Annotated in this window: 19 protein-coding genes and 2 pseudogenes; 14 read left to right on the top strand and 7 right to left on the bottom strand. The window is 67.6% G+C overall.

The genetic code is table 11. The annotated features are described in order from the left end of the window. Positions 1 to 7: 7 nt before the first annotated feature. The 5 genes from OG963_RS02125 (at position 8) to OG963_RS02145 (ending at position 4,646) form a co-directional block, all read left to right on the top strand. On the top strand, positions 8 to 295 hold the full coding sequence (locus OG963_RS02125) for a hypothetical protein (protein WP_371798261.1): 288 nt from the start codon (positions 8 to 10) through the stop codon (positions 293 to 295). Between the two features lie 715 nt (positions 296 to 1,010). Further along, positions 1,011 to 1,439: a hypothetical protein gene (locus OG963_RS02130; protein ID WP_319787767.1), complete on the top strand. Its 429-nt coding sequence runs from the start codon at positions 1,011 to 1,013 to the stop codon at positions 1,437 to 1,439. 85 nt (positions 1,440 to 1,524) lie between these two features. Continuing rightward, complete coding sequence (locus OG963_RS02135) at positions 1,525 to 1,941, top strand: SsgA family sporulation/cell division regulator (RefSeq protein WP_371798262.1); 417 nt, start codon at positions 1,525 to 1,527, stop codon at positions 1,939 to 1,941. 214 nt (positions 1,942 to 2,155) lie between these two features. Beyond that, a complete protein-coding gene (locus tag OG963_RS02140) occupies positions 2,156 to 3,304 on the top strand; it encodes an aromatic acid exporter family protein (RefSeq protein ID WP_371798263.1) in 1,149 nt (382 codons plus the stop codon). A gap of 961 nt (positions 3,305 to 4,265) precedes the next feature. Then, positions 4,266 to 4,646 carry a hypothetical protein gene (locus OG963_RS02145; protein ID WP_093779213.1) on the top strand — a complete coding sequence of 127 codons (381 nt, stop codon included), beginning with the start codon at positions 4,266 to 4,268 and terminating at the stop codon, positions 4,644 to 4,646. 803 nt (positions 4,647 to 5,449) lie between these two features. Here OG963_RS02145 and OG963_RS02150 read toward each other — a convergent pair. Further along, positions 5,450 to 5,581 (bottom strand): hypothetical protein, encoded by a 132-nt coding sequence (locus OG963_RS02150; protein ID WP_256328300.1) that lies wholly within the window; start codon positions 5,579 to 5,581, stop codon positions 5,450 to 5,452. Between OG963_RS02150 and OG963_RS02155 the strand changes: the two genes are divergently transcribed. Beyond that, a complete protein-coding gene (locus tag OG963_RS02155; protein WP_371798264.1) occupies positions 5,580 to 6,002 on the top strand; it encodes a pentapeptide repeat-containing protein in 423 nt (140 codons plus the stop codon). The genes OG963_RS02150 and OG963_RS02155 overlap by 2 nt on opposite strands. Before the next feature lie 172 nt (positions 6,003 to 6,174). Here the strand turns inward: OG963_RS02155 and OG963_RS02160 are convergent, their stop codons facing one another. Next, positions 6,175 to 6,564, bottom strand: coding sequence for a hypothetical protein (locus OG963_RS02160; RefSeq protein ID WP_371798265.1), 390 nt, complete (start codon positions 6,562 to 6,564; stop codon positions 6,175 to 6,177). Positions 6,565 to 6,634: 70 nt separating this feature from the next. On the opposite strand from OG963_RS02160, the pseudogene OG963_RS02165 reads away from it, so the two are divergent. Both OG963_RS02165 and OG963_RS02170 read left to right on the top strand, forming a co-directional pair. Next, positions 6,635 to 7,600, top strand: a pseudogene (locus OG963_RS02165) (IS982 family transposase). A gap of 378 nt (positions 7,601 to 7,978) precedes the next feature. Beyond that, positions 7,979 to 8,500: a hypothetical protein gene (locus OG963_RS02170; protein WP_319741530.1), complete on the top strand. Its 522-nt coding sequence runs from the start codon at positions 7,979 to 7,981 to the stop codon at positions 8,498 to 8,500. Positions 8,501 to 8,510: 10 nt separating this feature from the next. Here the strand turns inward: OG963_RS02170 and OG963_RS02175 are convergent, their stop codons facing one another. Next, complete coding sequence (locus tag OG963_RS02175) at positions 8,511 to 9,386, bottom strand: IS5 family transposase (protein ID WP_319741529.1); 876 nt, start codon at positions 9,384 to 9,386, stop codon at positions 8,511 to 8,513. Between the two features lie 149 nt (positions 9,387 to 9,535). Between OG963_RS02175 and OG963_RS02180 the strand changes: the two are divergent. Then, positions 9,536 to 10,517: pseudogene (locus OG963_RS02180) on the top strand (IS481 family transposase). Between the two features lie 79 nt (positions 10,518 to 10,596). On the opposite strand, the gene OG963_RS02185 reads toward OG963_RS02180, so the two are convergent. Continuing rightward, a complete protein-coding gene (locus OG963_RS02185) occupies positions 10,597 to 10,998 on the bottom strand; it encodes a hypothetical protein (RefSeq protein ID WP_371798266.1) in 402 nt (133 codons plus the stop codon). 918 nt (positions 10,999 to 11,916) lie between these two features. Between OG963_RS02185 and OG963_RS02190 the strand changes: the two genes are divergently transcribed. Next, positions 11,917 to 12,336, top strand: coding sequence for a CoA-binding protein (locus OG963_RS02190; RefSeq protein WP_030931138.1), 420 nt, complete (start codon positions 11,917 to 11,919; stop codon positions 12,334 to 12,336). 454 nt (positions 12,337 to 12,790) lie between these two features. After that, complete coding sequence (locus tag OG963_RS02195; RefSeq protein ID WP_176902389.1) at positions 12,791 to 12,928, top strand: hypothetical protein; 138 nt, start codon at positions 12,791 to 12,793, stop codon at positions 12,926 to 12,928. 27 nt (positions 12,929 to 12,955) lie between these two features. Here OG963_RS02195 and OG963_RS02200 read toward each other — a convergent pair whose 3' ends face one another. Continuing rightward, a complete protein-coding gene (locus OG963_RS02200) occupies positions 12,956 to 13,696 on the bottom strand; it encodes a hypothetical protein (RefSeq protein WP_371798267.1) in 741 nt (246 codons plus the stop codon). A 310-nt stretch (positions 13,697 to 14,006) separates the two neighbouring features. Between OG963_RS02200 and OG963_RS02205 the strand changes: the two genes are divergently transcribed. The 3 genes from OG963_RS02205 to OG963_RS02215 all read left to right on the top strand — a co-directional run bounded on the left by OG963_RS02205 (position 14,007) and on the right by OG963_RS02215 (position 16,620). Continuing rightward, positions 14,007 to 14,501 carry a transposase gene (locus OG963_RS02205; RefSeq protein WP_107441141.1) on the top strand — a complete coding sequence of 165 codons (495 nt, stop codon included), beginning with the start codon at positions 14,007 to 14,009 and terminating at the stop codon, positions 14,499 to 14,501. A gap of 188 nt (positions 14,502 to 14,689) precedes the next feature. Beyond that, positions 14,690 to 15,553: an alpha/beta hydrolase gene (locus tag OG963_RS02210; RefSeq protein ID WP_256328302.1), complete on the top strand. Its 864-nt coding sequence runs from the start codon at positions 14,690 to 14,692 to the stop codon at positions 15,551 to 15,553. Positions 15,554 to 16,269: 716 nt separating this feature from the next. Next, complete coding sequence (locus OG963_RS02215) at positions 16,270 to 16,620, top strand: hypothetical protein (RefSeq protein ID WP_319740921.1); 351 nt, start codon at positions 16,270 to 16,272, stop codon at positions 16,618 to 16,620. 156 nt (positions 16,621 to 16,776) lie between these two features. Here OG963_RS02215 and OG963_RS02220 read toward each other — a convergent pair whose 3' ends face one another. Both OG963_RS02220 and OG963_RS02225 read right to left on the bottom strand, forming a co-directional pair. Then, on the bottom strand, positions 16,777 to 17,685 hold the full coding sequence (locus OG963_RS02220) for a hypothetical protein (protein ID WP_371798268.1): 909 nt from the start codon (positions 17,683 to 17,685) through the stop codon (positions 16,777 to 16,779). A 459-nt stretch (positions 17,686 to 18,144) separates the two neighbouring features. Beyond that, entirely contained in the window at positions 18,145 to 18,789 is a 645-nt protein-coding gene (locus OG963_RS02225) for a LysE family translocator (RefSeq protein WP_371798269.1), read from the bottom strand. Between the last annotated feature and the right edge of the window lie 86 nt (positions 18,790 to 18,875).

The raw sequence follows: 18,875 nt of genomic DNA on the forward strand, positions 1-18,875 counted from the left end.
TCTGACAGTGACCGCCTTTGCCGTCGTCGGGGCGTCGGTGCTCGCGGCCAGCGTGGGCCCGACCCGCGGCACCGTGCCCACCGTGCAACGGACAGCACCGTCCAAGGCCTCCTCGTTCGAGCGGCGGGCCGCGACCTTCCAGCTCACCGCGGGCGTCGCCGACGGCAAGAGGCACGCGTCCGTCGGCAGCGCGGGCGACGTCGAAGTCTTCGGACGAAAGGCCTCGTCCGTCACCCTCATCACCAGGGGCGGACAACCGGCATCGAGGACGGTGGCCGGAGCCCACCGTCGCTGATCCCCCGACGCCGCCCTGGCCTGCGGCACCTCGGGCAGACCCGATCCCGGTAGCAGGCGTTCCGCGCACTTCTCCGCACACCTGGCATGGCATCGCACACGGGGCCGGACGCATACGGCCTCTGCCACGACGACGGGGATTGCCTGACGGCACCTCGCCAAGCCATCTGGCCGGGCCGTCTCGCGGCGCCGCCCGCGCCCGCAGCGGGAACCGCCTGCGGCTGCCGCTCATGGGGGGTGGAAGCCTTCGAGCGTGAAGCGGTCCGGAGCTGGGCCTGATGTGCAGACCGTTGTTCGTGCCGTCGGGGTGAGTGGTGGTCAGCTGTGGTTCGAGTTCGCTTCATTGAGCATCGAAGTCTGTTTCGGACAGCCTGCGGCATGCCCGCAGAAGCACGGCAGGGGTGTGGTGCGCGGCAGCGCCGCGCTCGGGATGGCCGAACCAGAAGACGGGGAGGAACAACGCCTGGCTACTGCCTGTTCCGCAGAACGCTTGTGAGCGCGGGCTGCGTAGGCGAGAGGGGCGCAGGCGACGGCGGCCGGCTTCGCCACGACATCCCCGGAGCGGGAAAACCAGATCCTGAAGGTGATGAAATATGTCACAGACGCAACGTTTAACGTTCAACTTGCTTGGGAGTAGCGTCGCTCTTGCCCCACCGCCCCGGGGCGCCGCCAGGGCCCCACCCACAGGGCTCCGGCACCGAACAAGGAGAAAGATCATGAATCGCACCTTCGGGCGTCGCGCCGCCACCGCGGCCGTCGCTTTCGCAGCCATAGCCGGCACCCTGCTGGCAGCGGGCGGCGCCGCCTCGGCAGCTCCGAATCCTGCGGCCGGCCATGCCGCGGTCGCCTCCCACACCTCGGGCGCGTCGACGAACGGCGACCACCGTGGCGACCGGAACGACCACCGCGGCAGCTGGGGCGACCGGGACGGAGACGGCCACCGCTGGGGCGACCGGGACGACCGCCGCGGCGACTGGCGCTGGGATGGTCACCGCCGCTGGGAGCGGCAGGGCCGGTACTGGTACAGCAACGACCACGGCCACCGTTACCGCTTCGACAACCACCGCTTCTACCAGTGGGAGCGCGGCATATGGGTCGTCGTGATCAGCAACGGGCACGACTTCGACTACGGCATCTTCCGCTGAACGCACGGACCATGGCGCGCGCCGAGCCCGGGCACCCGCTCTACCGTCCGGGCCCGGCGCCCCCGGCCCCAACACACTCCGAACCATGACCAGCTGCGTAGATCACATGCTCGACATGGAGCTCGCTTCCCCTCTGGGTGAGCGGATCCTCGTGCCGACCCACCTGCTCTACAGGTCACAGGACCCGCTCGCCGTTCAGCTCCTCTTCCAGGACGGCCTCCATGGCCTGGTCCCGTGGGTCTTCGCGCGCGACCTTCTCGCCGCAGGGACTCAGACCCTCAGCGGGGACGGGGACGTACAGGTCTGGCCCGACGGGTCCGGCCGCGAGGCGCTGCTGCACCTCCTGCCGTCCTCCCCGCACGGGTCCGCCCACCTCACGGCCTCGCTCCCGGCGATCGAGCGGTGGCTGCACCGCACGTACCAGCTCGTGCCCGCCGCCAGGGAAACCCAGGCACTGGACCTCGAAACCCACCTCACCCAGTTCCTGGACGGAGCGGCCTGAAACCGTTCCGGGATCCCTGGAGCCTCGCTTATCGGCACACACGCGAGCCCCCTTGCCCGCCCGACACCGACGGTGACGGGCCGACGCAACAGCAGCGAAGACGGTGCACCGGGCACCTCGGGTGACCGTGGCCGACGTCACCAGGTCAAAACGGACATACGATGCCATCATCGATATCGTGCAAGATTCAACCATTCACCTTGAGCGCACGCCCGTGACGACCCCAGGGCCGATACCTCGCCTCGCCGGCCGACTCCGCACCAAGCGTGCGGACCACGTGGTGCACGGCACCAAGACCCTCATCGCGGCGCTGCTCACCTGGGTCATCGTGGCCCCGTGGTCCACCGGGGGCCGGCCCTACATGGCAGTAGCCACGGCTCTGCTCATGGTCAACGCGTCCACGGTCTACCGGTCCGTGACGAAAGCCGCACAAAACGTAGTGGCCAGGGTCGCCGGACTGATCCTCGCCCTCGCGGCAGCCCAACTGTTGGGACCGACCGCGGGCGCCGTCGCCGTCATCGCGATCATCGCGGTCCTGGCAGGCCCCCGCCGCACCGCTGAGGACCGACTCCAGATCGCCTCCACCGCAGTCATCGCACTGGCCGCCACCACAGCCGATCCCATGGGCAGTCTCATATCCCCCGTGCTCCAGACATTCACCGGCGCGGCCGTGGGCATCGCGGTGAACGCCCTCGTCCTGCCACCGCTCTACCTGAGCGAGTCCGATTCCGCCGTACGCGACCTCGCCCGCTCCATGGGAACACTGCTGCACGACATGGGTACCGGCCTCTCCCGGCGACAGCTCACCTCGAAGTCCCACACGTGGCTGCACCAGGCACGCAGCCTGGACGAGCGTCTCACCCGTGCAGAGGAACAGGTTCGGCAGGCCAACGAGAGCCTGCGGTGGAACACACGCTGTGTCGCGCACACGCGGCGCAAGGAGTCGGCCTTCAAGGACGACGACACGTTCAGGGCCCTGCGCGGCGTGTCGCTCCAGGTACGCGGAATAGCACGGACCCTCGCCGACAACGCGCACGACAACCACGCCGACCACCACTTGGGACACCAGTTCCTCGACCAGTACGCCGAAACCCTCCAGCTGGCAGGAGCAGCCGTCCGGACATTCGCCGAACCCACCCCGGCAACCAGCTCACCGGACGCATCCCCTCGCGAACGCCTGCGCGGAGCGATCGACGGCACACTGGCCTGGCACGACACCATGACCGACATGATCGCCCGGGGCACCCTCACCAAACCAGGCGCCTGGCACGTCTACGGCTCACTCATGACCGACGCGGAAAGACTGCTGGCCGACCTCGACCGCACTGACACGCACCGACACGCACCGACACGCACCGACTGAGGTTTCACCGGTTCGCGCGGCTTTCGGCCACGCCGGACTTCCAGATCAGGGCCGCCGAAGCACCTGACGTCGGCACGGATCAGATCAGCCACCCCGTATACCGCCCCACCGGGCCCTCACGCCGACCCCTTGACCCGCGCAGGGCCCAGGAGTCATGGACCGGGGGCTTTTGGCATGCCCTGACAACCAAAGGGCTCCCCGGCCGCACCATGACGCGCTCAGCCAGGCGGAAGGGGCCGTGAACGACACCCGGCCGCAGCCCGTCATGCAGACCTGCACCACCCCCGCCGCAGCCGCAGCCGCAGGGAGACAAGGCATCACCTCCGGTCGCGGCCGTCGTCGATCCAGCGTGGCGACCCGGAGGAATGTGCGGCCAACCGGCTGTGCGCTTGACGGCGTTGTGGTGCCGCCCTCGCAACGAGCGGCAGCTTCGGCCGGTGCCGGTGCCGGTGCCGGCCACCGGAGCGGGGCTGCTGAGGCACGGCGACGCACAAACCACTGCTCATGTCGCCGCGGTGAGCGAGTACGGCAGCCGGGCGGGGACGAGCCCGCCGAGGAACCGATCCGCCGGAGCCGCGCGTCCCGGCGGTCACTCGCCGAAGGGGTCAAGGCGTCAGCCTCAGGCCGGCCAGGACCCTGGAAGGTCAGCAGTACCCGGACCGCAACACCTGGCTCCGCTCCATCGACGAGCAGGTCACACACGCCGAGCCGACCGCGAGTCGGCCGTCAGCACCGACGTACAGAAGAAAGAGCCGCCTTGCCAACTGCGAGGCCCCGAGCGGCAGGCGACCGATGGAGCCGCCGGAGAGAACCTCACGCAACCACTCTCCGGGACATGGCACACATCACCCCCCAAGTAGTTCATCGTTCAACCATTCCGGAGTACTGTCGTCAGTGCCTCGTCAAAGGCAAGCCCTCGTGGCCTGTTACGCAGGTCACGCGGTAAGCAAGGAGAAAGATCATGGCTTTCAGGATCGCGCGGCGCGCCGCTCTCGCGGCCGCCTCTGTGACCATCGCGGCAACCGGACTCCTCACTACGGGTGGCCCCGTCTCTGCAGCGACCCACCCCACCGACGGCCGAACGGCCATCGTTGCCCACCACGTGCAACTCCTCGACTCCCATGACGACAGCGGCAGCCGGGACGCAGGACGGGCCTACAACGACGAAGACGCCCGCCGGCGCTGGGTCAACGACCAGATCGAATGGACCCTGCACCACGACCCCGCCACCCAGCAGACGAACGACGACGACGCCCGCCGGCGCTGGGTCAACGACCAGATCGAATGGACCCTGCACCACAGCCCCGCCACCCAGCAGACGAACGACGGCAACGACCGTTGACACCGGGGCACTGACCAGACCGAGTCAATCCGGGACCACGATGAACCTCACCACCGGGTCCGAGACGAGCACAAGGGGCGTTCACACCGCCGAGCCCCCTCCATCCCTGCAGTTCCCTTTGCTTCACGCACCCGGAGAGACTCCCTCGGCCGTTCACGTCGGCCACGCGCCGCCACGGCGCCCTCCGGCACCCGCATCCCGCGACCCACGGCGCTGGCCCCAGCCCGCCAAACGGTGGCCCCCAACACTGACTGGCCCGCAGCGCGTCCACGCCTCCGCAACTCGCCCATGGCAGCACCGCACCGTTGCCCAGCTGGCCTCCCCCATCATCGGCCGGCCGGGTGCAACCGCAGTCGCAGGCCCCAGAAATACCGCCTGCGGCTGACGCGTCAGCCGAACTGGACCTATCCCGCCAGGCCGGAGCGATTGACGGTCTCCGTTGGCCGCCGCACTCGACCGGCACGGAGCCCACGACCCACGCACGGTCGCTCCACAGCGTGCTACCGCTCGCCAGTACGCGGGTGATACGTCGGGGCGAGCCCCGCGGCCTTACGCAGGCACGTGTCGCAGCCTGGCTGCCGGGGCAGACGGGGAAACTAGTGCCGCAGGCAGGCGCCAGTCGTGCCCCAACCAACGGGCCTCGCAGGTGAAGCCCAGTACAGCCTGCACCATCGCCAAGGTCACCAGCTCCGCGTCGCTCAACTGCGGCTCGATCCCCACCATCAGCCCGGGGCCAGCCACGGCGATCTCTTCAGCAGCCCGTCTGCACAGAGAGTGCGCCGCTAGGGAATCCAACTCAGTTTTCACGCACCGACGTTGAACTCCCTCATCAGGCCCATGTGCCGCTTCTGCACATCCTCATCCGGGCCGGCCGGCGCCGGCGCCGACAATTCCTGACGACAGCCGTCTGTCAGGGCTGACAGGATGTCCGCCATGGACAAGGTGGTGACGGCCAGGGAAAACCTCACGTCCCGCCGTCGATATGCGGCGCTCCAACGGGAATCCTTCGACGGTGGCGATCTCCCATCAGTGCGCCTGCAACAGTTGTGGTTCACGCGGTGCTCATTTCGCGGAGCTGATCTGCGTCAAGCAACCCTGGACGGCTGCCGCTTCAAGCTGTGCGACCTACGCGGGAGCAACCTGAGCGGCGCCTCCCTGCGAGGGGTCTCCCTGGCGGGCTGCGATCTGACCGGAGCTGACCTCCGGGGGGCGGACCTGAGCGGCGCGCAGTTGGGCCAGGTCCTCACCGGCACCCCGCCCTATGGGCTGACCAATGCCACTGGCATCAAGTTGGACAATGCCATCCTCCGCGACCTGCAGCTTGACCAGGTCATCGGCTGGCCCATCATCGGGTAACCGGCCGACGTCCGAGGCGGATGGACCCGCCTTGACCCAGCAGGCCGGCACCCCTAGGTGATCAATTCCAAGGGATGCCTGCGGAGGGTGTGGGGTGGGCGGCGGCCGAAGCCACCGCGAGACGGACAGGCGGCGGCCTGCCGGTCCTGGTTGTCGAAGTGGCAGCGGGCGGTCAGGCGTCAGGGTCGACTTCGGGATACGTGAACCGCACGGGCTTGCCCAGCGACCGGGCGTAGGCGATTTCGGCTCGGGTGCTGTCTCCGATGTAGTCGCCGACTACGAGCACCTCATCAGCGAGCCGGATCTTCGCCCGGTGCAGATCGTCGAGTCGAACCTTCAGCGCCTCGGCCTCGACAGGATCGGACCAAAGTTCGTGCGGCGACTTCAAGTCACAGCCCGGTTTGACGACAATCTTTCCAGCTTTGGTCTCCCGCAGATCGGCCTCGTTCATCTCGGTCATGAAGCGGGTGGAGCCGCAGACCACGACGATACGCGGGAGGCCCAACAGCTTCTTCGCGTCGGCGAGCTTCTCCTCAGGGGTGAGCAGTTGCGGGTATGACACTGGTTCCTCCTGGTGGCGTGGTCCAAGGGGTGCCTGCGGAGACGAGAACGAGGGCGTCCAAGATCGTTTTGTGACGAACGACGTGGATACCCTCGCGACAGCACTCTATGCGACGACCGACGACATGCTGAGGGAGCATCCCGACCTTGCGCCGTGGCGCCCGCCGGTCGGCATTACGCCCCTCCTGAGCGATGCCGAACTGGTCACCCTCGCCACGATGCAGGCCGTACTCGACTACACCTCCGAGGCCAAATGGCTCCGCCATACCCGTGCCCACCTGCGCCACCTCTTCCCCTACCTGCCCCAGCAACCCGGCTACAACAAGCGACTGCGCAAGGCCGCCGGTCTGATGCGAAGCGTCAACCGGACCCTGGCCACCACCACCTCGGTGTGGAGCGACGAAGTAGGGGTCATGGACTCCACCCCGGCGGAATGCGGCCGCTCCCGCGAGACCGTCAAACGCTCCGACCTGGCAGGTTGGGCCGAATACGGCTACTGCGCCAGCCACAGCCGCTTCGTCTGGGGCCGGCGCCTGCACCTGGTCTGCACCCTTCAGGGCCTGTCCATCGCCTTCGCCCTGACCGGGGGGCCGAGGCCGACGAACGGGAGACCCTCCTTGACCTCCTGGCAGCCGAATGCGGGCCTTTGCGAGAGAGCCCCCGACAGACTCTCATCGGCGACAAGAACTACTTCGGCCGTGGTTTCGAACGCGAACTGTGCGAGCATGGAGTCGAGTTGCTGCGGCCTGCCCGTAAAAGTGAACGGGAACGGCCTGGCGCAGCCCTGTTCAGGCCGATGCGACAGGTCATCGAATCGACCAACGAGACCTTCAAGAGACAGCTTGACCTCGAACGGCACCGAGGGCGCACACGGAGGTGTCATAGCCCGCGTCGTGCAACGCATCCTCGCGCTGACCGCCGCGATCTGGCACAACGCCGCCACCGGAAAAACCGTCCTACGCTCACTGATCGCTTACGATCACTGGCCCCTTGGAATAGATCATCTCGTCGAGCAGCACCGTTGCGCCGCGGATTGAGCGTCGCTGCGCCCAGATGTCTGGAGACTGTGAGGCGGAACCCATCACTTCTGCCTTGGCCGTATACACATCCGATGCCCGCGGGCGCCACTGGCCAGCTGAAAAACGTCTGGAACCGGGGCAGCGAAACGGCCTCGCGTATCGGCGAAGCCATTTCGCTCGCCCGGGGCCCGACGCAGTCGCTCGGCGGGGGCAATTAAGAGAACAGCCTCGCCGGCAGGGGCGACGAGGCTGCAAGCAGTGTGCAGGAGCAGGCCACCATAGTTACCGATTCGCCGTGCGGAGCGAAGCACGCGGGTGGGCGGCCGAACATAGGGCGCAGCCTGGTACATGGCCCAGTGCTAGGGCCTGTGTCGGAAGTGCTCTAGGTTGGCTGACGTGAGTGCGCGGGGGCGGAGTTACAGATATGTCGGACCGGTCGAGCTGAAGACTGCGGTCCGTCCTGGTGGCGGCGGGTGCAGGATCAGCTCGGCGGCTGACTTCGACAGCTGGATCGCTGAGCGATCGGCGGCGGAGCTGGCCGAACCGTTCACCTTCGTGGTCGGTATGGACGGTGTACTTCGACTGGCGCCGCGACGAAGCGAGCACGTGGCCTGTGCCGGCGGAGACATGGTTCTGAGTGCCGGCGAGATCAGCTTCACCCGTGAGGCAGATCAGTGGGTCGTGAGTGAGGTCACCAACCAGTCCACCGGATACTGCCCGGACATCGCCTCCTGGTCGGAAGTCGCCCGTGCTCTGGACGACGTGGAGCTCGTGCGGCCCTCCGGCTTCACCCACGAGGTGGTGTTCCGGCGGTGCCCCGACTGCCAGGAACACAACATCGTGCGCGAGGACGACTTCGTCTGCGTCTTCTGCGGCAGCGATCTGCCTACGGCGTGGAACGTGGATCCCACCGCGTGACGGCCGAGGGTCACAGCCACTCGTTGATGGCAGCGACAAGGACGGTCGCCTCGTAGCGGACCGCGAGCTTGTCATATCGCGTGGCAACGGCGCGGTATCTCTTGAGGCGGTTGATCCCGCACTCGACCGCGTGACGCTCCCGGTAGTCGACCGGGTCGAAGTGCGGCGGTCGACCGCCACGGGATCCAAGCTTCTGGCGGTTGCGCGCCTGGTCGGCCTTGTCAGGGATGGTGCAGCGGATCCCGCGGCGGCGCAGGTAGGCGCGGTTCCTGCGGGAGGCGTACGCCTTGTCAGCCCGCACTCGATCGGGACGGACGCGCGGCCGGCCCGGCCCGATCCGGGGCACACGGACCTTTGCCAGCACGGGTTCGAACTGCGGCGAGTCCCCGCGTTGTCCTGCCGTGACCACGATCGACATGGGCTTTTGGCCCTGCTCGACGGCAAGGTGCAGCTTGGTGGTGAACCCGCCGCGCGAGCGTCCCAGCCCGTGATCACCGGGCTCGGTGAACACGCCACCCGGCGGTTCCTTCTGTAGCTCGCCCTGCCTGCGAGCCCCGGCAGCATGCTGGTGGGCGCGGCAGACCGTGGAGTCGACGCTCAGGTCCCACGTGATCGAACCCTTCGCGTCGGCCAGAGACTGGAGCCGGGTGAGGATCCGGTGCCAGGTGCCGTTCCGCTGCCATCGGCGAAACAGGTCGTAGATCCGTCCCCACGGTCCGTACTCGACGGGTACGTCCCGCCACGGCACACCGGTCCGGACCCGGAACCGTATGCCGTCGATCAGCTGCCGCCGAGGCCAGACGGGCGGCCGTCCCGACTTTGTCCCCTTCGGCAACAACGGCTCCAGCGCCGCCCACTGCTCGTCCGTGAGATCTCCCCGCCCCATGAACCGTGATCATTCATCGCTCAAGATCCACTTTCGACACACGGCCTAGTTGTATTGATCACGAGCGTTGTTGACACGAGGGTCTTGATCAAAGGCGAAGACCTCCGGTGTGGTGGAGCTGTCTAGGACTGCACCACACGGAGGTCTTCGTGTCCCACCGTAATGCCCGGCTGACTGTTCATGGCAGGCGGCTGTTGATCCAGCGTGTCCGTTCCGGCCGCCCGGTCGCCATGTGGCCAAGGAGATGGGGATCTCACGGGCAACCGCCCACAAGTGGGTGCGACGCTGGCGCGCGGAAGGCGATCCGGGGTTGTTCGACCGCTCGAGCCGGCCGCACACGACCCCGCATCGCACGGTCCCCGAGACGGAAGCCGCTGTCTGCGATCTGCGGCAGGCCCGCAAGCTCGGCCCGGCCCGGATCGGCCCGATCCTCGGGCTGCCCGCCTCCACGGTGCACCGGATCCTGACCCGTCACGGACTGAACCGTCTGGCCTGGCTGGACCGGCCGACCGGCGAGCCGATACGCCGCTACGAACGCAGCCGCCCTGGCGAGCTGGTGCATGTCGACATCAAGAAACTCGGCAATATCCGTGACGGCGGCGGCTGGCGCTCGGTCGGCAGAACAGCCGGCAACCAGAACCGGCAGGCCACCACCGACCTGCGCAAGAGCTGCAAGCCGGTGATCGGCTACAGCTACATCCACTCCGCCGTCGACGACCACTCCCGCCTCGCCTACAGCGAGGTGCTGCCCGACGAACGCCAGCACACCGCGATCGGCTTCTGGCAACGCGCCCAGGCATTCTTCACCGGCCACGGCATCACCGTCGAACGGGTGCTGACCGACAACGGCTCCTGCTACAAGTCCAAGCTGTTCACCCAGACTCTCACCGCAGCCGGCATCGCCCATAAACGCATCCGCCCCTACCGGCCACAGACAAACGGCAAGGTCGAACGCTTCAACCGCACCCTGCTGGAGGAATGGGCCTACCTACGGCCCTACACCACCAACACCGAACGCACCGCGGCCCTGGCAGACTTCCTCCACATCTACAACACCACCGCTGCCACACCGCACTCGGCGGCAAGCCACCGATCAGCCGAGTCAACAACGCTACGGGTCAATACACCTAGTTCGGGCGCCCCAGGACGGCACCAGCCGTACCGACTGGCCTCTGCAGGCTGCGGCCGGATGGCTGACTGACCGTGCGGGCTACGCGTCCGGCGCGTCGGCGATCTTGTCAAGTTCACGCATCGCCTCGGCGTGGGCGCTCATCCGGATACTCATACTGCCGCTCATGAAGAGCGCCACACCAGCGACCGACATCGGCACGGACAGCCCGAGCACGGCCAGGGCTTCAGGCCAGTCACGTTCGTTCTGACACCAATCACCGTTTCGCAGACCGTCGTTGGCCGTGCCACGTTCGGTCAACAACCGTGACTCGCACTCCGCGGGGTAACGGTCGCCGGGCTCCTCATCGACCTCGTACGGCGTGAGCAGCAACAGAGCACACCATGCCCACTGCAGCACCGCCACAGTCAACAGACCGATGCCCCAGGCTCGTATCCGCCCGGCTCTGTCGCGGAAGTCGAGGTCGTACTCACGTGATCGCATGGCGGACGAATCTAGCAGGGTGCTATCGCAGCCAGGGCGGCCGCACGCCAGGCCAATCCCTGAGTCCGTCTCACGTGACGTCGTCTCCGGTACGCGAACGAACAAGGCCAGGTGAGACGGGAGCAAGGTGCCATGGGCCTGGCGCCTCAGAGCGGGAGCGGCGGCCCAGCCCCCCTGCCTGACAACAGCGATGGGGTTCCTGCCCCTCTTGCGGCCGATAGAGGCCAGCCCGATGCGCAGACAGTGCCCGGTCCAGGGAACGGCACGCCGGCCCACTTCGAGAGCGCTTGCCCGAGCGTGGAACCTATCGGGGACCAGGCCGCCAGTGACGCGCCCCCGCCGGTCGATGCCGACGAACCACCGAGCGGACAGGCTGGCCCAGCCTGTTCTGGCTGTGGTGTCGAAGTCGCAACGAACGAACGAGGGGTGCAACTGGACCGACAACCTGATGGCGTTGATCGCCGCTGCAGTGGAGTCCCCACTGACCATCGGGTCGTGCTGGCACAAGCAACCGCAGTAATGCGGGCGTCTGATGGCGAGTTGGAGCTACGTTCGACGGCGTCCACCATTCCATGCTCAACTTCGCCCGGATGCGCCCGATCCGGAGGGGCGATCGGGCGCACAGCGGCCAACCACGCTCGAAGCGACCCGACGTCCGGATGCGCGCTACGAGCCCGTTGCGCGGCCGCACCGCGGAGCGGTGCGGCCGGCGTTGGTACGCGCGATGCTCCTGCAGATGAGGATCTTCCCCTGCCGTTCGTGTCGAGCAGCGGACACCTGCAGCCCTATTGCATACAGTATGCAAACCGGTTAGCGTCCACTCATGCGACTGGCAAAGCCCACAGACCCGGAGCGCCCCATCAGCCTGCGGTTGGTGGCAACTGGCGCGAAACTCACCACCGCACGGAGGTGCCTGGCATGACGCTTTACGGCGATGACGCGACAATCAGGCAGATTCTCACCGCTGCCGGAGACACCTGGGCCGTGGTAGGCCTGTCCGACAACCCCGAACGGGCCGCTTACCGCGTGGCCGAGAAGCTGCAGCGCATAGGCAAGAGAGTGGTGCCCGTGCACCCGAAGGCAGAGACGGTGCACGGCGAGCAGGGCTACGCATCTCTTGCGGAGATCCCTTTCCCGGTGGATGTGGTGGACGTGTTCGTCAACTCCGCCCTCGCCGGCGGCATCGCGGACCAAGCTGTGACGATCGGCGCCAAAGCAATCTGGTTCCAACTCGGCGTCATCGACGAGGCCGCCTACGACAGGACTCGCGAAGCCGGCCTGCTGATGGTGATGGACCGCTCCCCCGGACGAGAGATACCCCGGCTGGCTCTGGGCTGACCCCCACGACCTGTGGGCCTCGAAAAGTCGTCGTTGCACGTCACACGGCATATCGATGCTCGTTGATGAGACCGCCGAGGGCCGCGGAGCAAAGCGGGCTTCGGTCGTCGAGCTCGTGCACGATTGCAGGTTGGCCGTGAGGTACACGGCATACGGGGGAACATGCGTACACACATCATCGCGGCCATCCTGCTCGCCGCCGCCCCATCACTCACCGCACCAGCTACGACGACGGGGACAGAGCGGCAGCCGATAAGAGCCGGATCGATACGATCGACCCCGCCGAAGACATGGCTTTCGGGAAGACGTACACCTTCGACGAGAACTGGACCGCGACCAGCAACGCGCCGCACGCCTGGGCGAGAGTCCCCGGCCCCGCCCGGAACCCGCCGCGCGCACCGACCTGCCCGCACCCAGGCCGACGCAACGTCAGCCGCCCCAGCAACGCGACCCGTTGGAGCCCGCCGCGACCCGCAACTGCCGGCACTGCGACCAGCCGATCACCATCGTCGCGCTCCTGGCCACCCCCGAGGCCGCCCGCCCCGTCATCACCGGCCGCATCCCTGACGTGGTCCCGATGCGTCGCCCCTGAACTCACCGGACGGCAAGGGCCCGCCGGTCACATCGACAGCTTCTCCCACTTCGCCTCCACGCTCCAGGCCGAAGTGCCGCGCGCGAAGTCCGCGAACACAGCGACGACCTGGTCCAGGTCGCGCAGCACACAGCGGTAGTGACGATCGGGCGAACCGTCACGGTGCTCGACTCCGAAACCTCCCGAGGCGACACCAGCCCGCGACCCGGTCCCGACCTGGACATACCGGTCCGGGCTCCCTTCCAGGATCACGAACCAGTTCTCCGCCGACAAGCGCCGCACCGCCCGCTCAACGGTCTCAGGATCCGGATCCTCCACCTGCAGTCCGACACACGACTGCAGCTGCAACGCGTCCGGCCCCCGCAGGCCAGGCGGGACATGGACCACCCCGGCCTGGGGATCGAAACAGACCAACCCGTGTTCACCCGCCAGTTCGACCACACGCGGAGCCACCTCTGCCACCCGGCCCCACGCCATCGGCATCAGCACGCTTTCCTCGGAGACGTCCAAGCCGGCCGACCACGGCGAAACCGGATGCGGCACCTCGGGAAATTCGGCAACCAGGGCCCCATGGAACATCGCCACGGCCAGGCGCCCGACAGCCACTCCGGACCCGCCCTCGCACATCCGCCGATGCTTCTGCACAGCCTCCGCGCGCGACGGACGCGTCTGTTCGAACCACACTGCAAGATCAAAACTCATCATGCCCCTGCCCACCGGAGCCCGCCCCCGATCGCCGGTGATCCTAGGCGACACCGCCGACAGCACCAGAAACCTCCCGGAACACGCTCTTCGCTCCCCGCCTTCCCCTCACCCTTCAAAATCCAACAAGTGGAGGGGAGAGCACCTCCGGGGAAATTCACAGATCCTCATCAACGCTACGCGGCGGTGCAGGAACGGATCGCCGAGGGCAAGTCTCTGACGGCGATCAGCCGGGAATTGCGGCTGGACCACTCCACTGTGCGCCGCTTCGCCAGCGCCACCAGTACCGACGAGCTACTGTTCAAGGCTGCCGACCGGCAGTCGATCCTTGACGGGGACAAGTCCCACCTGCACCAATGCTGGAACGAGGGCTGTCATGACATCCCCCAGCTCCAGCTTCCCCGGGGATGTCCAGACCGTCCGCCGCTACCTTCGGCAGGCGAAGGAAGGCGGATTTCCCGCGGTATCACGGCCTGCCCCACCGCCCCGCCGTGCGGTCCGATGGATCGCGACCAACCCGGGACGCCTTTCTGCCGGCGACGCCCGAGAACTCAAGGAGGTCCGGGCCGTCTGCCCGCACCTCGGCGCCGCGGCCGGGCACGTCCGGGACTTCGCCGCCATGCTTCACGACCGACGGGGCGCTCTGCTGCCCGACTGGATGACGGGTGTCCTCGCCGATGGCCTACCAGCTCTGCACTCCCTGGTCACCGGCTTGCGCCGGGACCAGGACGCCGTCGTCGCGGGATTATCAAGCTCCCGGAGCTCAGGCCAGGTCGAAGGCCACGTCACGCGAATCAAGATCCTCAAGCGAAAGGGCCATGGCCGAGCCAACCTCGGCCTGCTCCGCAAACGGGTCCTTTCCACGACATGAGTGCCGCGGCAGCGCCTCATTCACCCGTTCGGCCCGTTTGTGAGGCCGATGGAGCGGCCAGCCGCTAGCTTCAGGGCAGAGCCGGGACGTGTCGTTGGTGGAAGCGCGGTACCCCCTCAATTCGGTGCGCTGCCCCTCACTCTTCTCAGGATGCGTCCCCCAGCGGAGCTGGAGCAAGGAGACTTCTGATGAAGGCATCCCCTACGCGACGGCGGTTCATCCCGATGGCGCTGATGGTGGCCACTGCCACCACTGCGACCATGGCTACAGCGTTCCCCGCGAACGGCGCTACGACAGTCGGGCATCCGGCTGCCCAGACGGTGGCCAGTCAGAACACGAAGCCCACGGTGGTGCTGGTGCACGGGGCCTGGGCGGACACCTCGAGCTGGAACGGCGAGGTACAGATCCTGCGCCGCGCGGGCTATACGGTCCGTGCCATCGGGAACCCGTTGCAGAACCTGACGACCGACGCACTCACGGTCAAGGACTTCCTCAAGAGCATCCCAGGGCCGATCGTGCTGGTGGGACACTCCTACGGCGGGTCGGTGATCACGAACGCTGCGGCAGGAGTGAGCAACGTCAAGGCACTCGTGTACGTAGATGCTGCCGCTCCGGCTGTCGGGGAGACCACGGCGCAGCTCAGCGGTGCGAAGTCCGCGCTGCAGCGTCCGGCTTCCCAGCTGTTCGACGCTGTGTCGTACGCGAACGCCCCTGCCAAGGCGTCCAACCTCTACCTCAAGAAGGACGTATTCGTCACGAAGTTCGCCAGCAGTGTGCCACGCGAGCAGGCGATCAATCTGTGGGCCTCGCAGCGGGCCGCAACCACAGCGGCCTTCAGCACGCCCTCCAAGGCTGCGGCATGGAAGACGATCCCCTCCTGGTATTTCATCAGCAGCGGGGACCAGATCATCACGCCGGAGTCGGAGAAGAAGATGGCACGTCGCGCGGGGTCGAAGGTGACGATCTTCCCCGGCGGTTCTCATCTGACCCTGGTGTCCGATCCGGCTGCCGTGACCAAGGTCATCGAGTCGGCGATCGCGTCGGTGAAATGACGTAGCGCAGTGTGGTGCTCACCGGCCGGCTCGGCGGTGAGCACCACACTGGCGGACCCAAGGCGTCAGCCTCTCCGCGCCCCGTGGCGCAGGGACAGCGCCCACCAGCACGGCCAAAACCACCCCCCGACGACGAACACCCTCCGGTCCTGCGGTGCGATCCGCCCACCGTCCTGGCCGCCATCGTTCGCAGGCCCCACGTCCGCCGTCCGCGAGTCCTGGCGCGCGTCGCACCGGGCCGCCTCGAGGGCCGCCGCGATGGCGTCGGCGGTCATGCCCTTGGCGCGACGGCGCACCACGCACCGGCCGACGCGGGCGGGTTCGACCGGCTCGCACGGCGCGGCAACCTGAGGGGCGAGTGGGCGGTGGGTACCGCCGTCGGGCGGCCAGATCCTGGACCCCTTCGGCCTCGCATACGTGGTGCGGACTCCGCGAGGGCAGACCGCCGCAGTGCGCTTACGCGGCCACCGAACGTATATGACTGAGCACGACAGTTGGCGAAGATGTGCACCGCAGTCGGACAGCCCGCTACGTCCGGATACCGCCGGGAGCGAGAGCCTGGCAAGCGCTGGCTAGTGTCCCGCGCCGGAAGTTCCTAGGTAGTTCCGGCTGGGGCTCGAAGGGCCAACACGCGCGGTCGGCGTCCAGCCCCTGGCCGCCAGGGGGCTGGACGGATCTACCGACGAATTACTGGCGCAGGACACTAGGGTGCCGCAATGAGGTTGCGCGGAGTGTTCATCGCATTTTTCCTGGTCCCGCTGGCGTGGGGGGTGATCACCCTGCTGAGGGCTGGGGCGGCCCACGGCGTCCCGGACTGCCCGGGGCTCCAGCTGGGCGAGGACGGCGAGGACCACCCCGGCCCCATGCGGCAGGGCCATACCTGCGCGCTCGACTACAGCGTCCGCGGCGGCGATTCGACCGGCACAGCCACGTTCGACCAGCTCAAGTACGCCCAGGAGGTGAAGCGCGGCGACCTCCTGGGCCAGGGCCTGCTGTACACGCTGTACGGAACGGCGGGCGAGGCCGCCACCGTGATCGCCACCCGGAAGCGCGCCGACGGACGCTAGTGTCCCGCGCCGGAAGTTCCTAGGTAGTTCCGGCTGGGGCTCGAAGGGCCAACACGCGCGGTCGGCATCCAGCCCCCTGGCCGCCAGGGGGTTGGACGGATCTACCGACGAATTACTGGCGCAGGACACTAGCTTGAGGCCCGGGGCAGGCATGACTCAGTGGCCCTGAGTGATCGCCTTTTCCCGCATCAGCCTTTCCAGCTCCGCGTTCGACACCGGGTGCAGCGTGTTCAGGAGGCGGCGCAGGCCGGGTTCGTCGAGGGACTGGCTGGTGACCTCGACCTCCGCGTCGTGATGGCGGCGGGTGAATGTGATGTCGCGGATGCCCCCGGGCAGACGGCGGATCATACGCATCTCGCCGTGCACGTCCACCGTGCAGGTCACACTCTTCTCGACGAGCTTGGGGCATCGTGGTGTCTGCGTGAGCGGTGGACGCATCACGAGTCCCACGTACCCCAACTCGTACCCCTCCCGGACAGGGTGGTATTCGACGCTGAAGTAGGCAGGCCCGACCACGGCACGGGACAACCGCATTCCAGGCGGCGGATCGCCTAGATACAGCAGTTCCGGATGCTCCCGGTAGCGCGCGATTTCCGCCGCGTGCCGGCGCTGCTGTGCCTGCACCGGCCCGATGGATCCCCCGTAGACCACGCCGGCCGCCAGCGCAGCCACCGCCCCGAGCCGTACCCACCGGCTCGGCACGAAGAACGCCGCGGCAACGGCGTACGGCACCCCTGTCAACGCGACCCGAGTGCCGACACTCCCCAAATCTACGTCCCCGCCGTAGGCGGACAGGCCCGCCAGGACGCCGAGCGTGCCGAGGACGAAGACCACCGCCGCCCAACCCAGCCGCCGGCCCACTGAGCCACACAGCGGCACCACGGTCCGTGCCGGTATGCCCGCCATGGCCAGCAGGCCCACCATCAGCGGCACACTCAAGGCAAGGACCGGCACCGCCGCCCCGGCACCCCCACCCCAGGCCGTCACCACCAACTCGAAGCCGAGCACAGGCATCGCTGCCGCCATCGCCGCCCAGACCAGGAAAAGATGCAGGGCCGTCAGCACCCCTCTGCCACTTGTCATTCCTGAGAGCCTGTCAGCCCGGCTCCTGACGCACATGAGTTCTCCTACTCAGTACGTCCTCTCCCGCCCTCCGCCGGCGGAATCAACCTGCCGGCAAGGCAAGTAATGCTGCAAATCACCGGCCAGAAATGTACTCACTCTGCACTCGATGGCTGATCGCCGCTGCGGCAGGCCTGCAGCACAGCAGCGGCCGCCGCCCCTTGCCAGAGCGATGACGTGGCCGTTCACTACCCCCGGGACACGACAGTCCAGACCCGCCGTCTCGGTGACGTTCCGCGCCGTGAACATCGCGACCGACCACAGTATGTGGGTCGACGGCTTAAGGGATGGGAGCTGGGGCGGTCTGCCCTGGGCAGGGATGAATTCCGGCATCCATGGATGCCAACAACGTCCCCGAATCGGGCTCACAGCAGGACCGGTTCACGGGCGCACAGGGTTGGCTCAGCTGGAGACAGGAGTGCGGGACAGGGCGGTGCGCAGCGCGAAGGCTCCGAGCAAACCACCTGCCGTGAACCGCTGTGCGGTCATGGCGCGGGGCCGGGCGGCCAGAAACCCCGACACCCGTGCTGCGCTCAGCATGATCAGAGCGTTCACGGAGATCCCCACGATGATCTGCACACCACCGAGTTGGAGCAGTTGTCCCCAGGCCGGACCTGCCTGCGGGTCCAAGAACTGGGGCAGTAGGGCGGCATACATAAGCGCGATCTTGGGGTTGAGTAGGTTGGTCAGCAGCCCCATCGAGAACAGGCGGGCGTCGGAGACCGGAGGCAGGTCCTGGGCCGGAGCGAAGGGCGAGCGGCCCCCGGGCTTGAGCATGCCCCACGCGAGGTAGCCCAGGTAGGCGGCCCCAGCAAGCTTGACCACCGTGAACGCCACCGGCACGGCGGCGAACAACGCGGACAGTCCAGCAGCCGCGGCCAGCAGATAGCACACGAATCCCATAGCGGTCCCACTGAGGCTGACCAGGCCCGCCCTGCGGCCTTGGGTGATCGCGCGGGAGGCGAGGTGGATCATGTTCGGTCCCGGAGTCAGGGCCATGCCCAGTTCGACCAGGGCCACTCCTCCGATTGCCGCCAGAGTGATCACCGGTCGACCTCCTGGTCGTTCGTCGGGTACCTGGTACCCGGAGTAGGGCGTCGCCCGGCTGCAACGGACGGGTGCGACGCATCAGC

It is taken from the genome of Streptomyces sp. NBC_01707 (assembly GCF_041438805.1).
Lineage (GTDB): Bacteria > Actinomycetota > Actinomycetes > Streptomycetales > Streptomycetaceae > Streptomyces.